The sequence below is a fragment of the Paraburkholderia sp. GAS348 genome (assembly GCF_050434205.1).
Classification (GTDB): domain Bacteria; phylum Pseudomonadota; class Gammaproteobacteria; order Burkholderiales; family Burkholderiaceae; genus Paraburkholderia.
This window is the reverse complement of record NZ_JBNPVT010000005.1, coordinates 14,118-31,832: the sequence shown is the minus strand read 5'-3', so window position 1 is coordinate 31,832 and position 17,715 is coordinate 14,118. Positions and strand designations below refer to the sequence as shown.

The following is a 17,715-nucleotide window of genomic DNA, read 5'->3' as shown; positions in this document are numbered from 1 at the left end:
GATGCTGGTACGCAAACGGGGAAGCCGCAATGGCTTCCCCGTTTTTATTGCGCGTCCTTCTTCCGCGTTACTTCTGCGCCGGCAGAATCTCCCCAACACACGTGCCGAACCCCACGCGGTACCCATCACCCTGGCACCATCCGGCAAGCGTTAGTTCGTCGCCGTCTTCGATAAACCCTCGCGTGCCGCCTTCCTTCAGCTCCAACGGATTCTTGCCGTTCCATGTGGACTCGAGCAAGCTGCCGCATGAGTCGGCCGTCGGGCCGCTGATCGTGCCCGAACCCATCAGATCGCCGACCCGCGTATTGCAGCCCGATACCGTGTGATGCGCGAGCTGTTGCGCCATCGTCCAGTACATGTGCTTGAAGTTGGTCCGCGAGATCGTGGTTGCCTGCTTTGCCGTCTTCGGCCGCAGCGTCACTTCCAGCGAGATGTCGAACGCGTGCTTACCGTCGTGGCGCAAGTAGGCTAGCGGTTGCGGCTCCTGCGTCGGCTGCTCGACGCGGAACGGTTCAAGCGCGTCGAGCGTCACGATCCACGGCGAGATCGTGGTCGAGAAAGTCTTCGCATTGAACGGGCCGAGCGGCACGTATTCCCATTGCTGAATATCGCGCGCGCTCCAGTCGTTGAGCAGCACCATGCCGAAGATGTGCGCTTCGGCATCGGCACAGGCAATCGGCTCGCCCAGTGCATTGCCGCCGCCGATCACGAAACCCGTCTCCAGTTCGATATCGAGCTTGCGGCATGCGCCGAAAACCGGACGTTCCTGATCCGGCAGTTTCAACTGGCCGTTGGGCCGCCGCACCGGCGTCCCGCTCACCACCACCGACGATGCGCGCCCGTTGTAGCCGATCGGCATCTCCGACCAGTTCGGCAACAGCGCATTCTTCGGATCGCGAAACATCGAGCCGACATTCGTCGCATGCTCCTTCGACGAGTAGAAATCGGTGTAGCCTGGAATCTGCACGGGCAGATGCAGTTGCGCGCCGGCCTGACGCACGAGTGCTTTCGAACGCAAGGCGGCGTCGTCGCGCAAGGTCGCGGTGTCGCGCGCCAGCAGATTGCTCAGCTGGATGCGCACGCTGCGCCATGCATCGCGGCCAAGCGAGATGAAATCATTGAGGGTGTCCTGCTCGAACGCCCGGTCCTTCGTCGCGATCAATTGATCGGCCGAGGTGATCGGGAGCTTGAGCAAGCCGGCGGACTTGAGGACAGACAGATCGACGATCTCGTCGCCAATCGCCACGCCCACGCGGCGCGCCGCGTTGGTCTTGTCGCTGAAGATGCCGAATGGCAGGTTCTGGATCGAAAAATCGTTGGTCGAGTCGTTAGCCGACTCGACCCAGCTCTTGCGCGACGGATCGAGCGTCGCCTGAAGATCGCTCAATGCGTTCATCGTTGCTCCGGGTTGAAGTGTTTCTTGAGACCTTGCCAGCACTCGTAGTAATCCGCTTGCAGTTGCGCCGTTTCGAGTGCAAAGCGGGTCGGTTTGATCAGCGTGCGCGTTTCGAACATGAAGGCCATCGTGTCGCCGACTTTCTTCGGCGTGGACGTATCGCTATGCGATGCTTTCTCGAAGGTGTCCGCGTCCGGCCCATGACCGGACATGCAGTTGTGCAGACTTGCGCCGCCCGGCACGAAGCCCTCGGCCTTCGCGTCGTACACGCCGTGCACGAGGCCCATGAATTCGCTCGCGACGTTGCGATGGAACCAGGGCGGACGGAACGTATCTTCGGCCGCGAGCCAGCGCGGCGGAAAAATCACGAAATCGATCGTATCAACACCCGGCGTGTCGCTCTGCGATTGCAGCACCAGAAAGATCGACGGGTCCGGATGGTCGAAGCTGATCGAGCCGATCGCATTGAAGCGGCGTAGATCGTATTTGTACGGCGCGTAGTTGCCGTGCCACGCCACCACGTCGAGCGGTGAATGGCCGATATCCGCGCGCCACAGGTTGCCGTTCATCTTGGCGACGAGTTCGAAGTCGCCTTCGCGGTCTTCGTAAGCAGCATGCGGCGTGAGGAAATCGCGCGGATTGGCGAGCCCGTTCGAGCCGATCGGGCCGAGATCCGGCAGACGCAGCAGCGCGCCGAAGTTCTCGCAGATATAGCCGCGCGCGGCGCCGTCCGGCAGGCTCACCGCGAAGCGCACGCCGCGCGGGATCACCGCGATCTCGAACGGTTCGACGTCGAGTTGGCCCATTTCGGTGGCGATATGCAGGCGGCCTTCCTGCGGCACGATCAGCAATTCGCCGTCGGCGCTGTAGAAGAAGCGATCCTTCATCGAGCGATTCGCTGCGTACAGGTGGATCGCGCAGCCGTTCATCGCTTCGGCTGATCCGTTGCCGGCCATCGTCACCCAGCCATCGACGAAATCGGTCGGCTCCGTGGGCTTCGGCAATGCGTCCCAGCGCAACTGGTTGGGCGGCGTAGGCGGCACCTCGGCGAAGTTGGCGACGAGCCGGTCCGACGGTAGCTGCGTGAACGGCTTGTGGACCGCCGCTGGGCGAATCCGGTACAGCCACGAACGGCGGTTGTGTCCACGCGGCGCAGTGAATGCGGTGCCCGACAATTGCTCGGCGTACAAGCCATAGGCCGCGCGTTGTGGCGAATTGCGGCCTTCGGGCAGCGCGCCCGGCAAGGCCTCCGTGGCGAATTCGTTCGCGAAGCCCGACTGATAGCCCGGCTCGATTTCGAGCCGCGAGCCAGCGGTATTCGGTGTGCGGGTTTGGGTATCCATGCAAGGTTCTCCGTTAATACTTGATCTGGCGGCGTGCGCTGTCTGCCTCAGGCCGCCCGCGTCCCGGATGGGCTGCCGTGTCGCCATGTCGCCATCTCGCCGCGGCCAGCGCGATCGCCAGCAAGGCGGCGCACAGAATCGGCACCACAGTCACGCTGCAATTTACGTATAGTAAAATGAATTACGAATAGTGAAATTAACGTATACCCTGGAAGCTAGCGGCGAAAACCCCGGCAGCCCGCTGTGACAAGCGTTCGGCCGATAACGTTATGAGCATTTTGTTCAAGTGCGCGCGACGCGGACTGCTACCATCAGTGGATGCGGCAACCGAGTCGCGTTGCCGAGCGCCGAGTTCGCACCTATCGCCATCCATTCGCCTACATGATTCCGCCGACCATCCCCAGCCTGATTGCCCGCGCCGCCGATCACCCGTTTCTTGGCGAACACCTGGTAATGGGAACAGGTGTGCATAGCGAGGTCGCGCTGGCGCAGTGCGACGGCTTCGAACTCGCCAGTGCCTATGAGCCGATCTTCGATATCAGCGTGCATGCGTTGGCGCAGTCGTTGTCGTCGGGCGCCGAAGGCGTGGATCGTTTCGGCGATGAACTCGGGTTTCAGGCGGTCACGCGGCGTCTCGACGGCGAGCCCTTTGATGTCTTCGATCCCTTCGACCGTATCGCCGACGATCAGGAACTGGTCGCGCTCGACCGCATGTCACGCGCACTGCACGCAATCAATTTCTTCGGCGCGCAGCGTCACGGGCTGCTGTTTCTGCGGGTGCACGAACGCCTGCTCAAGAGCGTCAAGTACGATCACGGACGGCATTTCTCGAGCGTGCTGCTGTCGTTCGGACTGAACCCGTCGCGCGTGGTCATCGAGTTGCCGGCGGCTGCGGTCGCGCATAAGACATTCCTCGGCTATCTGACCAAGAGTTATCAGCGCTACGGCTTCAAGGTGGCGGGGAATCTTTCGAACGCGGGGCAGATTCTGTCGGTGTCGGAAACGGCGCGGCTCGACTTCATCAAGATGGATGCGGCGATCGCGTTGCGCGATGCGATGGTGAAGCCGCTAGTCGGCTATGCGAGCCGGCTGCGGATTCCGCTGATCTTCAATCGGGTGGTGGATGAGCCGCAATTCCTCGCGCTGCAGCAGTACGATGTGCGCTTCGTGCAAGGGCCTTTGTTCACCGCGCATTATCATGATCGGGCGGCGTGATTGAATTAGCCTGGGGTTAGCTGCCAACGCTTCAGCCGGTATCCCCCAAGCGGCGCGCTAGCGCCTTCAGGCGCGGCGCCACGTTTTCCCGAAACACCTCCTCCCCCATCGACGACGCCGGCCCGCTGCAACTCAGCACCAGCCAGCGGCCCTCGCGCGGCTCGCGAAACGGCACCGCGACCGCGTTCACGTCATCGTGCCACGCGCGGAACGAATAGCAGCAGCGTTCCTGCGCGAAGGCTTCGATTTCCTTTTCGGCATCCGCCAGCAAGGCAGCGCCCTCTTTGCCGGCGGCCTTCTTGAGCTCGACCAGCAACGCGGCGCGCACGTCCAATGGCTGCACCGCCAGATACGCGCGCCCCATTGAACTCGTCAGCATCGACAGTTTTGAACCGGAGGCGAGTCCGAGCGTCAGCGCGGTTTCGCTGCGGATCGTCTCCAGATAGATCATGTCGAGGCCGTCGCGGCACCCGAGCGACACCGCCGCGCCCACCTCGCGAGCGAAGGCGCGCATATGCGGACGCGCGAGTTCGAGCGTGTCCGTGCCCGAGAGCAGCGCGAAACCTAGCGACAGCACGCCGGCGTCGAGCGCATATTTACCCAGGGTTTCGTCGAGCCGCAGATAGCCGAGTACGGTCAGCGTGTAGGCCAAACGGTTGACGGTCGCCTTCGGCAAACCCGTGCGTTCGACGAAATCGCGATTGCCGAGCATCGTTTCGCCCGGCTTGAACGCGCGCAGCAAGTCCAGCCCACGTGCGAGGGCGACGACGAATTTGCGCTCGTCGAGCGGGTCGGAGAGAGTAGATGTAGGCGTCATGGGGTGGTACACTCGGACGTGGTTTGCAAAACATTGTTCCGCATAGCGGAACTTAAGTCAAGCTCAAATCCGTTTTAGCCAAGCTAAGGAATCAGGAGATACGTCATGGCAGAGGCCGCGCAGTTTCACTGGGAAGACCCGCTGCTGCTGGATCAGCAGCTCACCGAAGACGAACGCATGGTGCGCGACGCCGCCGCCGCTTACTCGCAGGACAAGCTGCAGCCGCGCGTGCTTGAAGCGTTCCGTCACGAGAAGACCGACATCGAGATCTTCCGCGAGATGGGCGAACTCGGCCTGCTTGGCCCGACGATTCCCGAGCAGTACGGCGGCCCCGGTCTGAACTACGTGGCGTACGGTCTGATCGCGCGGGAAGTGGAGCGCGTCGATTCCGGCTACCGGTCGATGATGTCGGTGCAGTCGTCGCTCGTGATGGTGCCTATCTACGAATTCGGCTCGGAAGCGCAAAAGCAGAAGTACCTGCCGAAGCTCGTTACCGGCGAATGGATCGGCTGCTTCGGCCTGACCGAGCCGAACCACGGCTCCGATCCGGGCAGCATGATCACGCGGGCGAAAAAGGTTGACGGCGGCTATTTGCTGTCGGGCTCGAAGATGTGGATCACCAATTCGCCGATCGCCGACGTGTTCGTCGTGTGGGCGAAGCTCGAGGAAGACGGCAAGGATTCGATCCGCGGCTTCATTCTCGAGAAGGGCTGGAAGGGACTGTCGGCGCCGACCATCCATAGCAAGGTGGGTTTGCGCGCTTCGATCACCGGCGAAATCGTGCTCGACGACGTGTTCGTGCCGGAAGAGAACCGCTTCCCCGAAGTCAGCGGCTTGCGCGGTCCCTTCACGTGCCTGAACTCGGCGCGTTACGGTATTGCGTGGGGCGCGCTCGGCGCGGCTGAAGCATGCTGGCATACCGCGCGTCAATATGTGCTGGATCGCAAGCAGTTCGGCCGGCCGCTCGCCGCAAACCAGTTGATCCAGAAAAAGCTCGCCGACATGCAAACCGAAATCACGCTCGGCCTGCAAGGCGTGCTGCGCCTCGGCCGCATGAAAGACGAAGGTACTGCCGCCGTCGAAATTACGTCGATCATGAAACGCAATTCGTGCGGCAAGGCATTGGACATTGCACGGCTCGCGCGCGACATGCTCGGCGGCAACGGTATCTCCGACGAATTCGGCATTGCACGGCATCTGGTCAATCTGGAAGTCGTGAACACGTACGAAGGGACGCACGACATTCACGCGCTGATCCTCGGGCGCGCGCAAACGGGGATTCAGGCGTTTTTCTGATGCGCTGATTGCCTTGATCGCGGCATTTCGTCCAGGCCGCTGATTGGAAAATCGAAAAGTAGATAACGTAGAAATGAAAAAAGGCCGGTTCTTTTGAACTGGCCTTTTTTCGTTGCGGCGCCGCGCTGAAGCTAACGGCGCGCTTCGTCACGCATCAGCCGCTTGCTTGTTGGGCTGCGGCGTCATGCGCAGGTACGGGCGCAGCGCCTTGTAGCCCTTCGGGAATTTCTGCCTGATGACTTCCTCATCCTTCAACGACGGCACGATCACGACGTCGTCGCCCTGCTTCCAGTTGCCGGGCGTAGCGACTGAGTGGTTATCGGTGAGTTGCAGCGAGTCGATCACGCGCAGCACTTCATCGAAGTTGCGCCCGGTGCTGGCCGGGTATGTAATGATCAAACGCACCTTCTTCTTCGGATCGATCACGAACAGCGACCTGACCGTGAGGGTTTCATTGGCGTTCGGGTGGATCATGTCGTACAGCTCGGAGACCTTGCGATCGCCGTCAGCGAGAATCGGGAAGCCGACATTGGCGGCCTGCGTCTCGTTGATGTCCTTGATCCATTCCTTGTGCGACTCGGTGCTGTCGACCGACAACGCAATCGTCTTCACATGGCGCTTCTCGAATTCGCCGGCCAGCTTCGCCGTCAAGCCCAGCTCGGTCGTGCAGACCGGCGTGAAATCAGCGGGGTGCGAGAACAGCACGCCCCAACTATCACCCAGCCATTCGTGGAACCTGATGCGGCCGACACTCGACTCCTGTTCGAAATCCGGTGCGATATCGCCAAGACGTAGACTCATAAGGCAGCTCCTTGTTGGTATTCGGACATTCCGCGCGAGCATTCGCCCGCGACGCCGCGCTAAAGCGCGCCAGGCAAAAGTACAGCATACGGGAGTGAAGGTACACAACGAACCAACATCGCATCACTACTTTATGCGTTTTTGTAATTTTCACCGATTTAGTGGAAACTTTGCGGGACAGATCAACTCCATCTTAGGCAAACTTTGCTGCACGGTGCCGCAAAGGTGGACTTTTTAAGGCTTTGCTTCAACCGGGAACGGTTCATGCGTTCGTTTTCGTGAATCTGGCGCCACGCTCGCCAGCGGTCGTTTCTTTGGTTACGATTCACGCGTGGCGTGAGACGAAAGGGAGCTGTCAATGTCGGAAGTCAACAAGGAGAGATTGATGTCGGATATCAAAACCGTCCTCGCGGACGCTGAAGATTTGCTGAAACAGGCCGCGAGCGCCACCGGCGAGCGCGCTTCGGAACTGCGTGAAACGGCGCTTACGCGCCTGAAGCAGGCTAAGGAAAAGGCGGCTGACGTGCAGGTCGTGGTGGTCGAGAAAGGTAAGAAGGCCGCACGCGCCACCGACGATTACGTGCATGAGCATCCGTGGGCATCCATCGGCATCGCCGCGGGTGCCGGCGTACTGCTGGGGCTGTTGATCAACCGCAAGTAACACTGCCGACACTGCTGACACTGGTGAGGCTGCCGGGGCGAATCGCCTCCGGCGCACCAGCGAATCAAGTTGACCGGCGCACGCCTGGCCGGTCCGCTTTTCTTGGCGCGCTCGTTTTCACGCGCCGGTTAGGCCACCACGCGCAACGCCCATAGCCATGACGATCGAAACACCATCGCAGCACGGCGAACATAGTCCGTTGCGCCGTATCATCGGATCCGTGTTTGCCATTTTGCAAACGCGGCTTGAACTGGTCGGCATCGAACTCGCCGAAGAAAAAGATCGTCTGATCGGCGTGCTGTTCCTCGGCCTCGCCGCCATGATGCTCGCGACAATGGCCTTGATCGCATTGACGGCCCTGATCGCCATCGCGTTCTGGGACACCTACCGGTGGCAGGCGCTCGCCAGCATCACGGCGGTTTATGCCATTGCGGGAATAGCCTGTGCACTGAAAGCGCGCAGCGGTTTGCGCAATGCCCCGATGGTGTTCGAAGCCACCCTTGCCGAGTTCGAAAAAGACCGCGACGTGTTCCGCAAACCGTGATATGGCAGGCGTAATGGGCTCATGGGCATACCTCAAACGCCCTGCGCCTTTGGAGACACTTCGCAAACACATCGAGCGATTTGCAGCACTGTTTGACCGCTCCACTTCCACTGCCGCCGACACGCCATGAGCCAAAGCCATTCCGATACCGCATTTCGCAACAAACGCTACCAGGCCAAAGATCTGAGTGCGCCGCATCTGCGAGCGCTGCGCAAGGAATTGCTGCTGGTGCGCGCGGATGTCGAGCGCATGGAACTCGTGCAGGCGACCATCGAATTGCGGAAGGCTGTCACCCACTTCAGCTGGCTCAAATTCATTTTGCCGGGCTTCGGTGGCATGCGCGTGGGTCGCGGATCGAATACGAGCTTCCTCAACGCAGCGAGCATCGGCGCACTCCTCAAACAGTATCCGCTCATCAGTTCGATCGCTTCGCTGCTGTTGGCCAAGCCATTACGCGCGACTATTACAGCGGGTGCAAAACCCGCGCTCAAATGGGGCAGCCTTGCGCTTGCCGGCTGGGAAGCGTATCGAATCTGGAAGCAGATGAAGAGCGAATCCGCCACGTCGACCGACGACAAGAAAGAGGCTGCTGATAGCGGGTACTGAAACGCGGCCCAAGAACGGTCTATTGGCGTGCCATTGCGTTTTGATTCCCTGGTCGGCTCGTTTCCCGGTAGTGCTCCCTAGCGCGCATTCCAGCACTCACCGCTTGCCGGCGCTGTACCGTTTGCAGCGCTTCTATTGCCCCGCAACCCTGTCGCATCCAGAGTGAAGGTGCCGCACGCATCGTCGCGCATTGGGCCGATTTCGGCCGGCGCTGCCTCGACCGAGTAGCCACCGTTTGCGTCATCCGCCGGCAGCACGTGCAACCGGTAGATTGGCGTGCCGAATTGCGGCGCCTGGTCCAGACCCGGCGGCAATGTCGCGGTGCCATCGCCTGCCGCTCCCTCGACAAACTGTGCTGCCCGATAAAGGGCGGACGCCGCGTCGATCCTGTGTGTTCGCGCGACATGGCTCCGGTACGAGGGCACGGCAAACACGACGAGTGTGGCAGCAATCGCCAGCGCGACCATCAGTTCCAGTAGCGTAAATGCGGATGCCTGCGGCCTTGTCATGAACTTCCCGTCAAAATGGGCGCGCGGCGACGCGGCGCCAATGGTGCTCGATTTGTTCACCTGCGATCACGAGCTCCATTTGCAACCACACCTGCGACTCTTTGGTCCGGCCGAAGCCACGCGAAGTCAGTAAATAGGCTCGGGCATCGGCGCGAGTGCCGAGACGCCACGCTTCGATCAAGCATTGCGGCGCACGCAGCGATCCGGGCCATTGCGCGACAGGCGCGACGGCGCCGGCTTCAAAGGCGGCTTCGTGCTTCCATTGCGTCGGCTCGCCGGGTGAGAGTGGCACCGCGGGCCGCGGCTCGAAAGCTGCCGCGGCCACCACGCTCCGGGCGCAGAGGGTCAGCGCCGAATCCGCGGCATGAAATGCCTGCAAATAGTCGCGCACGTTGCTCGAGCCGCGTGCCGCCGCAAGCGTTGTTTCGAACCAGGCCGCGGAGGTGGTCAACATCATCGCGGAAATCAGCAGGACGATCGGCAGCACGGTACCGCGATTGCAAACGCGTGATCTGCGACCGGTACAGATAAGACATGCCAAATATTTCGACGACGCACGGTGCATTGAATCGCGCAGTCCTCGTGTCACAGTGGATCCTCCGCGTGATTGCGTATCGCCACCCGCCGCCAGAAAGCCTGCCGTGCCCGCATGTCGGCGCCAAGAGCGCTCGCGCCGTCGCAATCGACATAGCGCACACGCCGTCCTTGTGGCGCTCCGCGGACGAGCACGCAGAGATCGACGGCGACGATCTTTGCCCATTGACCGGCCGTCACCCCCGACGCGTCTATTGCAGTCAGGCCGCCGGCCAGCCAGTACTTGAGCCGCACTCGCTCGACGCCTTCAACCAGCGGCTGCGCGGACCCTGCCTTGCCATTGCCTTCGCAGTAAAGTTCCGGCTCGCCCGTCGACCCGCTGACCCTGGCGAAGTATCGGTTGACCACCAGCACGCCCTGCCCTTCGAGTGCCGCATGGTTGTTCGTTACAGCCTGGCCGAGGCAGTCGGTCGATTGGCCGGTCGTTGACGGCCACGTCGAAACGTTGTCCCCGACATAGCGAATCGCGATGCCGTCCGAGCGGCTCGGCAACGCCTCGCAGGCAACGCTGTCGTCCGCGCCGGTCGGGCGCCCTTCCGAACAGCCGAATAAGGGTGGGGGACTATTGAACCTCATGACATCCGCGGGCACGAAACCGGCCATTTGAAGTTGCTGGCCCATCAGCGTAAGCGCGGTCAGGCCAGCATCGCGGATCCGCATCGCATCGCCCGCGCGTTCGAACACGTTACGCTGGGTTGTATAGAGCGAGACCGTGCCGGCGGTCACCACCAGTCCGAGCGCAATTGCGATCACAAACTCGACGAGCGTATGACCACGTGCGATATCTATACGCTGCGTCATTTCGCGAACGCCAGCGCAACGCATGAGGAGCCTGCGGGAACATCTGCGCCGCCGCACGACTCGGGCTTGTCGATGACAGCGTCGGCGCGCGGCGTGTCACGCAGGGCCGTCCACGTGACACGTGCGGCAGACACGCCGCTGCTTTCCCCGACCGACGCTTCGCCATGCGGCAACCGGGCCGCTGCACGGGCGCTCCATTGCCTGATCGCAGAATCGCCTGCCGAGGGCTCGCGCATCGCTTCGGCGACGGAATCGGCTATCCATGCCGCGTGCTCGCGCATTGCCATCGCACGGGCTTCGCGCGCGGTCCACAATTGACCGGCGATCAACCCGAGCGCCGTCACTGCCATCAGGGCAACGGCCAGCATCACTTCGATCAGCGAACTGCCTCTATGCCTTGTTGAGCACCTTGCTGGGCAGCTGCGCGACCATGGGTTCGACAGATATCGGCTCACGATGCCGCTCCACACGCGCCCTCGACGATTCGCGCGCGCCCGCCCGCCGCGATGCGGATGCAGCGCCGCCATTTGTTGCCCTGAGTCGCTTTCGACGGTACGCGCGGCGCGATATCAAAGCTGCGGAAAGTGCCGATCAACTGCCCAGCCGGTGGTGTAAACGTGAGGTTTGTCTGCGTCCCGGTAATGCTGACCGCTGCGAGCAAAGGATGCACGCGCAGTAGCGAGAGCGTGCCACCGCGCTCGGCCAATATGGCCCAGCCGCACGACCAGTCCGTGACGCCGTTGCCACAAGTTTGCCCTGCGGCAAGACAATGCCGCGCCGCGTCGATTCGGCACACCGTGACGCGAGTACCGCGGCGCAACGCTTCGCTGCGCGCATAGGCGAGCGTTGCGGCCAGCGCTTTCGCGCGTGCGTCGACCTGGTCCCGCAGGTGCCATGCAACGAACGACGGCGTCGCCATCACCGCGAATACCGCCAGTAGCGCGACAACAGCCAGTGTTTCGACAAGCGTAAAGCCGCGGTGCGGCCTCAAACAGACTGCATGCCATTTCATCTGCATCCCTGATCGTTTCAAAGAATGCCGCCAATGTAGCGACTCGCAAACGGGTCAACAATCGGCCGAATGGCCAGCTGGCACTCAGACGCTATCCCGCGCAAAAATGCACGCGTGACGAACCATAACGGGAGCGGAGATGCAGATGCGCAAACCTACGCAGCGGAAAACGGAACCTGGCGCGCCACTTCAGGCGCGACAGCAATCAGCGCTTGCGGGACGGCTTGGGAGGAGAAGAGGCGCGGCGAAATTCTTCGATCACGTCCTCGAATTCGGAAACGTCTTCGAAGCGCCGGTAGACAGAGGCGAAACGAACATAGGCAATCGTATCGAGCGCACGCAGCTCGTTCATCACGAGTTCGCCGAGGCGCTCGCTGCGCACCTCACGCTCGCCGCTGCCGAGCAGTTGATACTCGATGCGGGCGACTGCCGCGTCGATCGCGTCCGCTGCCACCGGGCGCTTGCGCAGCGCCAGCTGCATGCTTGCGACGATCTTGCGGCGATCGAATTCCGTGCGGCTGCCATCCTTCTTGACGACCGACGGCAACGCCAGCTCGACCCGCTCATACGTCGTGAAACGTTTGTCGCAGGCCGGGCAGCGGCGGCGCCGGCGAATCGTCGCGCCGTCTTCGGATACGCGGGAATCCACAACCTGCGTATCGGCGTGACGGCAGAAGGGGCAGTGCATGGCGGCTTAGCGGTAAACCGGGAAGCGCTGGGTCAGCTCGGCGACTTGCGCGCGCACACGTTCAATCGTGGCAGTGTCTTCCGGGTTGTCCAGCACGTCGGCGATCAGGTTACCTACCTGCTCCGCTTCCTTGACCCCAAAGCCACGCGTGGTCATGGCCGGCGAGCCGAGACGCACACCGCTCGTGACGAACGGTTTTTCCGGGTCGTTCGGAATCGCGTTCTTGTTGACCGTGATGTGCGCCGCGCCGAGCGCAGCTTCCGCTGCCTTGCCGGTGATCTTCTTCGCGCGAAGGTCGACCAGCATCACGTGGCTTTCGGTGCGGCCCGAGACGATGCGCAGACCACGCTTGACCAGCGTTTCAGCCAGCACGCGCGCGTTCTCGACGACTTGCTGCTGATACGTCTTGAACTCCGGCGACAGGGCTTCCTTGAACGCGACGGCCTTGCCGGCGATCACGTGCATCAGCGGACCACCCTGAATGCCCGGGAATATTGCCGAATTGATCTGCTTTTCGAACTCGGCTTTCATCAGGATCACGCCGCCGCGCGGGCCGCGCAGGCTCTTGTGCGTGGTGGTGGTGACGAAGTCGGCATGCGGCACCGGGTTCGGATAGACGCCCGCGGCGATCAGACCCGCGTAGTGCGCCATGTCGACCATGAAGTACGCGCCAACCGACTTGGCGATCTTCGACATGCGTTCGAAATCGATACGCAGCGCGAATGCGGAGGCGCCAGCCACGATCAGCTTCGGCTTGTGCTCTTGTGCGAGCTTTTCAGCCGCGTCGTAGTCGATGTCTTCGGCTTCGTTCAGGCCGTAGCTCACCACGTTGAACCACTTGCCCGACATGTTGACCGGCGAACCGTGCGTCAGGTGGCCGCCGTGCGCGAGGCTCATGCCCATGATCGTGTCGCCCGGCTTGAGCATGGCGAAGAACACGCCCTGGTTCGCCTGCGAGCCGGAGTTCGGCTGCACGTTGGCGGCTTCGGCGCCGAACAGTTGCTTGACGCGGTCGATCGCCAGCTGCTCGGCGACGTCGACGTATTCGCAGCCGCCGTAGTAGCGCTTGCCCGGATACCCTTCGGCGTACTTGTTGGTGAGTTGCGAGCCTTGCGCAGCCATCACGGCCGGGCTCGTGTAGTTTTCCGACGCGATCAGTTCGATGTGCTCTTCCTGACGGCGGTTTTCCTGCTCGATGACCTTCCAGAGTTCAGGATCGACGTTGGCGATGGTGCTTTGGGCTCTGTCAAACATACGGATTCCGTTGAATGTGTTCAGGTTGACCGGATCGTGCGCCGAATCTTGCGTAGAGGGTACGCAGCGCTGCTGGCGGCTGGGCCAGCCCTGACGTGGCGGATGGAGAGTCGCCGCACACGCGAGGCAGGACAGCCACCGACAGCGCAGATCAATGCGCGCGGATCACGGCTGCCCAGGCGAACGGCAAAACGGCACCCTGCGCTTCACGGTGGGTTGTTCCACCTTGAACCCGATTGCTTGAACCGGTTCTATCGCCAGTCACGCAGGGATGAGCGCGTTAGTTTATTGGAAGCGGATCGAATAGGCAACCGGCTTCCTGCCGGCACGGCGGGCGCTCGCGCAGGCGGTTGTGACGCCGCCGCAACCGGCGCACAAACATCCGATGAAAGCGCGCCTGGAATCCGCTCTGCGCCCCTGCCACAGCCGCTTGTACGGCTGGTTCATCCTTGCCGCAGCGCCGCATTGGAAGTAGGCTTGGGACCTTTCTCTTTTACCAACCAGGGAACTGCAATGATCGTGTTCGTTACCGGAGCGTCCGCGGGATTCGGCGCCGCTATCGCTCGTGCTTTCGTCAAGGGCGGCCATCGTGTCGTCGCTACCGCGCGCCGTAAGGACCGCCTGCAGGCACTCGCCGACGAACTCGGCGACGCCCTTCTGCCATATGAGCTCGACGTGCGCGACCGCGCCGCTGTCGAAGCCGTGCCGGCCTCGCTGCCCGCCGATTTCGCCGCGCTCGATGTGCTCGTCAACAACGCCGGCTTGGCGCTCGGCGTCGAGCCGGCGCAAAAGGCAAGCCTGGATGAATGGAGCACCATGATCGACACCAACTGCACGGGCCTCGTGCAGGTCACGCACGCGCTCCTGCCTGGCATGGTGGAACGCAACCGCGGCCACATTTTCAATCTGGGTTCGGTGGCCGGCCGCTGGCCGTACGCGGGTGGCAATGTCTACGGCGCCACCAAGGCGTTCGTGCGTCAGTTCAGCCTGAACCTGCGCGCCGATCTGGCCGGCACCGCACTGCGCGTGACCGACATCGAGCCGGGCCTGTGCGGCGGCACGGAGTTCTCGAACGTGCGTTTCCGCGGGGACGACGAAAAAGCGGCCAACGTCTATCAGAACGTGCAACCGCTGACGGCGGAAGATATCGCCGACTCGATTTACTGGATTGCCACGCGTCCGGCGCACGTCAATATCAACACGATCGAGCTGATGCCGGTGGCCCAATCTTTCGGCGGCTTGACCATCCAGCGCGGTTAAGCGCGGCCGAAATCGCCGCCGAGGCCCGCCGGGCGGGGCGCACATCTTGAAACAGACCTCCGGGCGTGCGTTCCGGTAAAATGCGCCGCATGAATATGTCGACCAGCCAGCCCGGCACGGAAATCGGCTTCACGTGGCCGATCCGCGTGTACTACGAAGATACCGACGCCGGCGGCATCGTGTTTTACGCGAATTACCTTAAATTTTTCGAGCGGGCGCGCACCGAATGGCTGCGCGCGTGCGGCGTCGATCAGAACAGGCTCGCAGGCGAAACGGGCGCAATCTTCATCGTGCGCAGCACCGCAATCGACTATCGAGCGCCGGCCCGGCTCGACGATGTCGTCAATGTGGTAAGCCGAATCGAGCGTCTTGGCCGCGCATCCGTCGATTTTGCGCAGGAAGCGTGGCGTGACGGCACGCTGCTTGCCGCCGGGTCCATCCGGGTCGGCTGCGTCGAGCGCATCGCGCTGCGGCCAGCCGCGATTCCTCCGCCGGTGCTCGCTGCTTTGCGGCGCGGGCCGGGCGTGAACGGCGGCGGGATGTCAACGAACAACGACTGAACCCCGTTGTTACGGGGCCAGTGAACTCATATCGATCAAGCAACACAAAGCATGGTTCGGCTTGCAATCTCGCCGATGCTTCCGTTTTGCTCACGGCAAGCTTCGAGTGACCTTGCAGCCGGACGCCCCCTTCCGGGACGTTAAAACGAACCTTTATGAACACTACACAAGATCTTTCGATCGTTTCTCTCGTACTCAATGCGAGCCTGCTGGCGCAGGCCGTCATGGCGCTGCTGCTTCTGCTGTCGCTGTTGTCGTGGACCTTCATTTTCCGCAAGTGGTTTGCGATCCGCCGGGCACGCGCGCAAACTGAACGCTTCGAACGCGATTTCTGGTCGGGCGGCGACCTGCAGGCGCTCTATCAGAGCGCCGCCAACAACCGTCACACGATCGGCGCACTGGAACGGATTTTCGAGTCCGGCATGCGCGAATTCCTGAAGGGCAAGGAAAAGCGCCTGAACGATTCAGGTGCGATTCTCGACGGCGCACGCCGTGCCATGCGCGCCGCGTTCCAGCGTGAAATGGACGTGCTCGAGGCCAATCTGGCGTTTCTCGCGTCGGTTGGCTCGGTCAGCCCGTATATCGGTCTGTTCGGCACGGTGTGGGGGATCATGAACGCATTCCGCGGCCTCGCCAACGTGCAGCAGGCTACGCTTGCGAACGTAGCTCCAGGCATTGCCGAAGCGCTGACCGCCACCGCAATCGGCCTGTTCGCGGCAATTCCGGCCGTGGTCGCCTACAACCGCTACGCGCACGACATCGACCGTCTGGCGATCCGCTTCGAGACCTTCATCGAAGAGTTCTCGAACATTTTGCAGCGTCAGGCACAGTAAGGAGTCCACGATGGCAGGCTCTTCCTCTAGCATGCGCGGCTCCCGTCAGCGCCGCGCGATGGCCGACATCAACGTCGTGCCGTACATCGACGTGATGCTCGTGTTGCTCGTGATCTTCATGGTGACCGCGCCGCTCGTCGCCCCGTCGATCGTCAATCTGCCGACCGTCGGCGGCGCCGCGCCGCAGCAGCAAACCCCGCCGGTGATCGTCAATATTCGCGCGGACGGCAATATGAGCGTCAAATACAAGGACGACGCGGGCGCGCAGCAGCAGGAAAGCATGACCAAGGCCGATCTGCAGGGCTTTATCGCCGAGCGCGCGCAATCGCACCCTGACCAGCCTGTCGTGATCGCGGCCGACAAGACCGTGAAGTACGAAGTCGTGATGAACGTGATGTCCGAGTTGAAAGCTCAGGGCGTCAAGCGCGTTGGATTGCTCGTCAAATCGCAATGATCCGCAAGAATTCCGAATACCCGCTCCAGCCACCGCGTGAACGCGGCACCGGGCGAGCCTTTGCGTTCGCGCTGGTGATGCATGCGCTGCTCGGATTCTTCCTGTACCACGGCATTCAATGGCAGAACAGCACGCCGGCCGGCGCGGAAGCCGAACTGTGGACCGAGGTGCCCGATACGGCCATCCCGCGCCAACCTCCGCCGCCGCCCGTGCCGGTAGCCCCTGCCCCGCCACTGCCGAACGAGCAAGCCGACATCGCGCTGCAGGAAAAGAAACGCCAGCAACAGGAAGCGGCCCGCCAGGCGCAACTGGCCGAGCAGCAGCGTCAACAGAAGCTGCAAGCCCAGCAGGAAGCCGAGGCGAAGCGTCAGCAGCAACTGGCGGCCGACCAGGCAGCGCAGCTCGCCGCCCAAAAGGCAGCGGCAACCAAGCAGAAACAGTTGCAACAACAGCAACAGGCCGAGAAACAGAAGCAGCAGCAATTGGCCGAGCAGCAAAAGCAACAGCAGTTGAAAGAACAGCAGCAGGAGCAGCAGAAACAGGCCGAAGCCGACGCGCAGAAGAAGGCTGATGCGCAGAAAGCGGCGAAGGCCAAGGCTCAGGCCGATGCTGCAGCGCAAACCAAAAAGCTGGACGCGGAACGTCGTGCGCGGCTTGCCCAGATGCAAGGTTCAGCGGGCGGTGAAGGCTCGACCGGCAATGGGCTTGCGAAGAGCGGCACGGGTAGCGGCTCGGGTGGCACGGCGACATCGCCGGGTTACGCGGACAAGGTGCGCCGTGTGGTGCGCCCGAACATCTCGTGGGGTGGCGAAACGGAAGGTCTGGAGACTGTCATCTCCGTACGCTGCTCGCCGACAGGCACGCTGCTGGACGCGCAGATCGCGCGCAGCAGCGGCAACTCGGCGTGGGACGATGCGGCACTGCGGGCCGTCCAGCGCTCCAATCCGATGCCTCAGGACATCGACGGGAAGACGCCGACCAGCTTCAAGATTACGTTGCGCCCGGCAGGTTGATTGCAACAGGTTGACAGTCAGTTGACAGCAGATGCAGTGCCCCGCCCAGCGGGGCGCG

21 protein-coding genes and 1 riboswitch are annotated in these 17,715 nt (G+C 62.3%); of the genes, 10 read left to right on the top strand and 11 right to left on the bottom strand.

The features are described 5' to 3' along the window. Positions 1-67: 67 nt before the first annotated feature. Together fahA and hmgA are read right to left on the bottom strand one after the other, a co-directional pair. Complete coding sequence (gene fahA, locus P3T22_RS10605) at positions 68-1,396, bottom strand: fumarylacetoacetase (protein ID WP_429324915.1); 1,329 nt, start codon at positions 1,394-1,396, stop codon at positions 68-70. Further along, a complete protein-coding gene (gene hmgA / locus P3T22_RS10600; protein ID WP_429324914.1) occupies positions 1,393-2,739 on the bottom strand; it encodes a homogentisate 1,2-dioxygenase in 1,347 nt (448 codons plus the stop codon). Before hmgA ends, fahA begins: the two co-directional genes overlap by 4 nt. Before the next feature lie 381 nt (positions 2,740-3,120). Between hmgA and P3T22_RS10595 the strand changes: the two genes are divergently transcribed. Further along, on the top strand, positions 3,121-3,954 hold the full coding sequence (locus P3T22_RS10595; protein ID WP_063494865.1) for an EAL domain-containing protein: 834 nt from the start codon (positions 3,121-3,123) through the stop codon (positions 3,952-3,954). A gap of 31 nt (positions 3,955-3,985) precedes the next feature. Here P3T22_RS10595 and P3T22_RS10590 read toward each other — a convergent pair whose 3' ends face one another. Further along, entirely contained in the window at positions 3,986-4,771 is a 786-nt protein-coding gene (locus P3T22_RS10590) for an IclR family transcriptional regulator (RefSeq protein ID WP_063494864.1), read from the bottom strand. Between the two features lie 105 nt (positions 4,772-4,876). On the opposite strand from P3T22_RS10590, the gene P3T22_RS10585 reads away from it, so the two are divergent. Further along, entirely contained in the window at positions 4,877-6,067 is a 1,191-nt protein-coding gene (locus P3T22_RS10585; protein ID WP_063494863.1) for an acyl-CoA dehydrogenase, read from the top strand. A 147-nt stretch (positions 6,068-6,214) separates the two neighbouring features. On the opposite strand, the gene P3T22_RS10580 is transcribed toward P3T22_RS10585, so the two are convergent. Further along, positions 6,215-6,868 (bottom strand): peroxiredoxin, encoded by a 654-nt coding sequence (locus tag P3T22_RS10580; protein WP_063494862.1) that lies wholly within the window; start codon positions 6,866-6,868, stop codon positions 6,215-6,217. A 358-nt stretch (positions 6,869-7,226) separates the two neighbouring features. Between P3T22_RS10580 and P3T22_RS10575 the strand changes: the two genes are divergently transcribed. The 3 genes from P3T22_RS10575 (at position 7,227) to P3T22_RS10565 (ending at position 8,679) form a co-directional block, all read left to right on the top strand. After that, positions 7,227-7,529, top strand: coding sequence for a DUF883 family protein (locus tag P3T22_RS10575; RefSeq protein WP_028198798.1), 303 nt, complete (start codon positions 7,227-7,229; stop codon positions 7,527-7,529). 157 nt (positions 7,530-7,686) lie between these two features. Continuing rightward, positions 7,687-8,073, top strand: coding sequence for a phage holin family protein (locus P3T22_RS10570; protein ID WP_063494861.1), 387 nt, complete (start codon positions 7,687-7,689; stop codon positions 8,071-8,073). A 126-nt stretch (positions 8,074-8,199) separates the two neighbouring features. Then, complete coding sequence (locus tag P3T22_RS10565; protein ID WP_063494860.1) at positions 8,200-8,679, top strand: DUF3318 domain-containing protein; 480 nt, start codon at positions 8,200-8,202, stop codon at positions 8,677-8,679. A 77-nt stretch (positions 8,680-8,756) separates the two neighbouring features. Here the strand turns inward: P3T22_RS10565 and P3T22_RS10560 are convergent, their stop codons facing one another. From P3T22_RS10560 to glyA, 7 genes are all read right to left on the bottom strand, one after another. Beyond that, entirely contained in the window at positions 8,757-9,188 is a 432-nt protein-coding gene (locus tag P3T22_RS10560; protein ID WP_063497807.1) for a type IV pilin protein, read from the bottom strand. 10 nt (positions 9,189-9,198) lie between these two features. Then, entirely contained in the window at positions 9,199-9,753 is a 555-nt protein-coding gene (locus P3T22_RS10555) for a pilus assembly PilX family protein (RefSeq protein ID WP_420488470.1), read from the bottom strand. 20 nt (positions 9,754-9,773) lie between these two features. Continuing rightward, the gene (locus tag P3T22_RS10550; RefSeq protein ID WP_429324913.1) at positions 9,774-10,583 is read right to left on the bottom strand and encodes a PilW family protein; all 810 of its coding nucleotides are present in this window, start codon (positions 10,581-10,583) and stop codon (positions 9,774-9,776) included. Next, positions 10,580-10,951, bottom strand: coding sequence for a hypothetical protein (locus tag P3T22_RS10545; protein ID WP_429324912.1), 372 nt, complete (start codon positions 10,949-10,951; stop codon positions 10,580-10,582). Before P3T22_RS10545 ends, P3T22_RS10550 begins: the two co-directional genes overlap by 4 nt. An 83-nt stretch (positions 10,952-11,034) precedes the next feature. Beyond that, on the bottom strand, positions 11,035-11,595 hold the full coding sequence (locus tag P3T22_RS10540) for a GspH/FimT family pseudopilin (protein WP_429324911.1): 561 nt from the start codon (positions 11,593-11,595) through the stop codon (positions 11,035-11,037). A 205-nt stretch (positions 11,596-11,800) separates the two neighbouring features. Next, positions 11,801-12,283, bottom strand: a complete 483-nt coding sequence (gene nrdR / locus P3T22_RS10535) for a transcriptional regulator NrdR (protein WP_027799387.1) — start codon at positions 12,281-12,283, stop codon at positions 11,801-11,803. A 6-nt stretch (positions 12,284-12,289) separates the two neighbouring features. Beyond that, positions 12,290-13,537, bottom strand: a complete 1,248-nt coding sequence (gene glyA, locus P3T22_RS10530) for a serine hydroxymethyltransferase (protein ID WP_063494856.1) — start codon at positions 13,535-13,537, stop codon at positions 12,290-12,292. A gap of 166 nt (positions 13,538-13,703) precedes the next feature. Continuing rightward, a riboswitch (ZMP/ZTP riboswitch) is annotated at positions 13,704-13,812 on the bottom strand. Positions 13,813-14,050: 238 nt separating this feature from the next. On the opposite strand from glyA, the gene ydfG reads away from it, so the two are divergent. From ydfG to tolA, 5 genes are all read left to right on the top strand, one after another. Further along, positions 14,051-14,797, top strand: a complete 747-nt coding sequence (gene ydfG / locus P3T22_RS10525; protein WP_063494855.1) for a bifunctional NADP-dependent 3-hydroxy acid dehydrogenase/3-hydroxypropionate dehydrogenase YdfG — start codon at positions 14,051-14,053, stop codon at positions 14,795-14,797. 80 nt (positions 14,798-14,877) lie between these two features. Next, complete coding sequence (ybgC, locus tag P3T22_RS10520) at positions 14,878-15,357, top strand: tol-pal system-associated acyl-CoA thioesterase (RefSeq protein WP_063494854.1); 480 nt, start codon at positions 14,878-14,880, stop codon at positions 15,355-15,357. A 155-nt stretch (positions 15,358-15,512) separates the two neighbouring features. Then, entirely contained in the window at positions 15,513-16,190 is a 678-nt protein-coding gene (tolQ, locus tag P3T22_RS10515; RefSeq protein ID WP_012431821.1) for a protein TolQ, read from the top strand. 10 nt (positions 16,191-16,200) lie between these two features. Then, on the top strand, positions 16,201-16,644 hold the full coding sequence (tolR, locus tag P3T22_RS10510) for a protein TolR (protein ID WP_063494853.1): 444 nt from the start codon (positions 16,201-16,203) through the stop codon (positions 16,642-16,644). After that, complete coding sequence (tolA, locus tag P3T22_RS10505) at positions 16,641-17,657, top strand: cell envelope integrity protein TolA (protein ID WP_429324910.1); 1,017 nt, start codon at positions 16,641-16,643, stop codon at positions 17,655-17,657. The genes tolR and tolA overlap by 4 nt, the downstream gene beginning before the upstream one ends. The last annotated feature ends 58 nt before the right edge of the window (positions 17,658-17,715 follow it).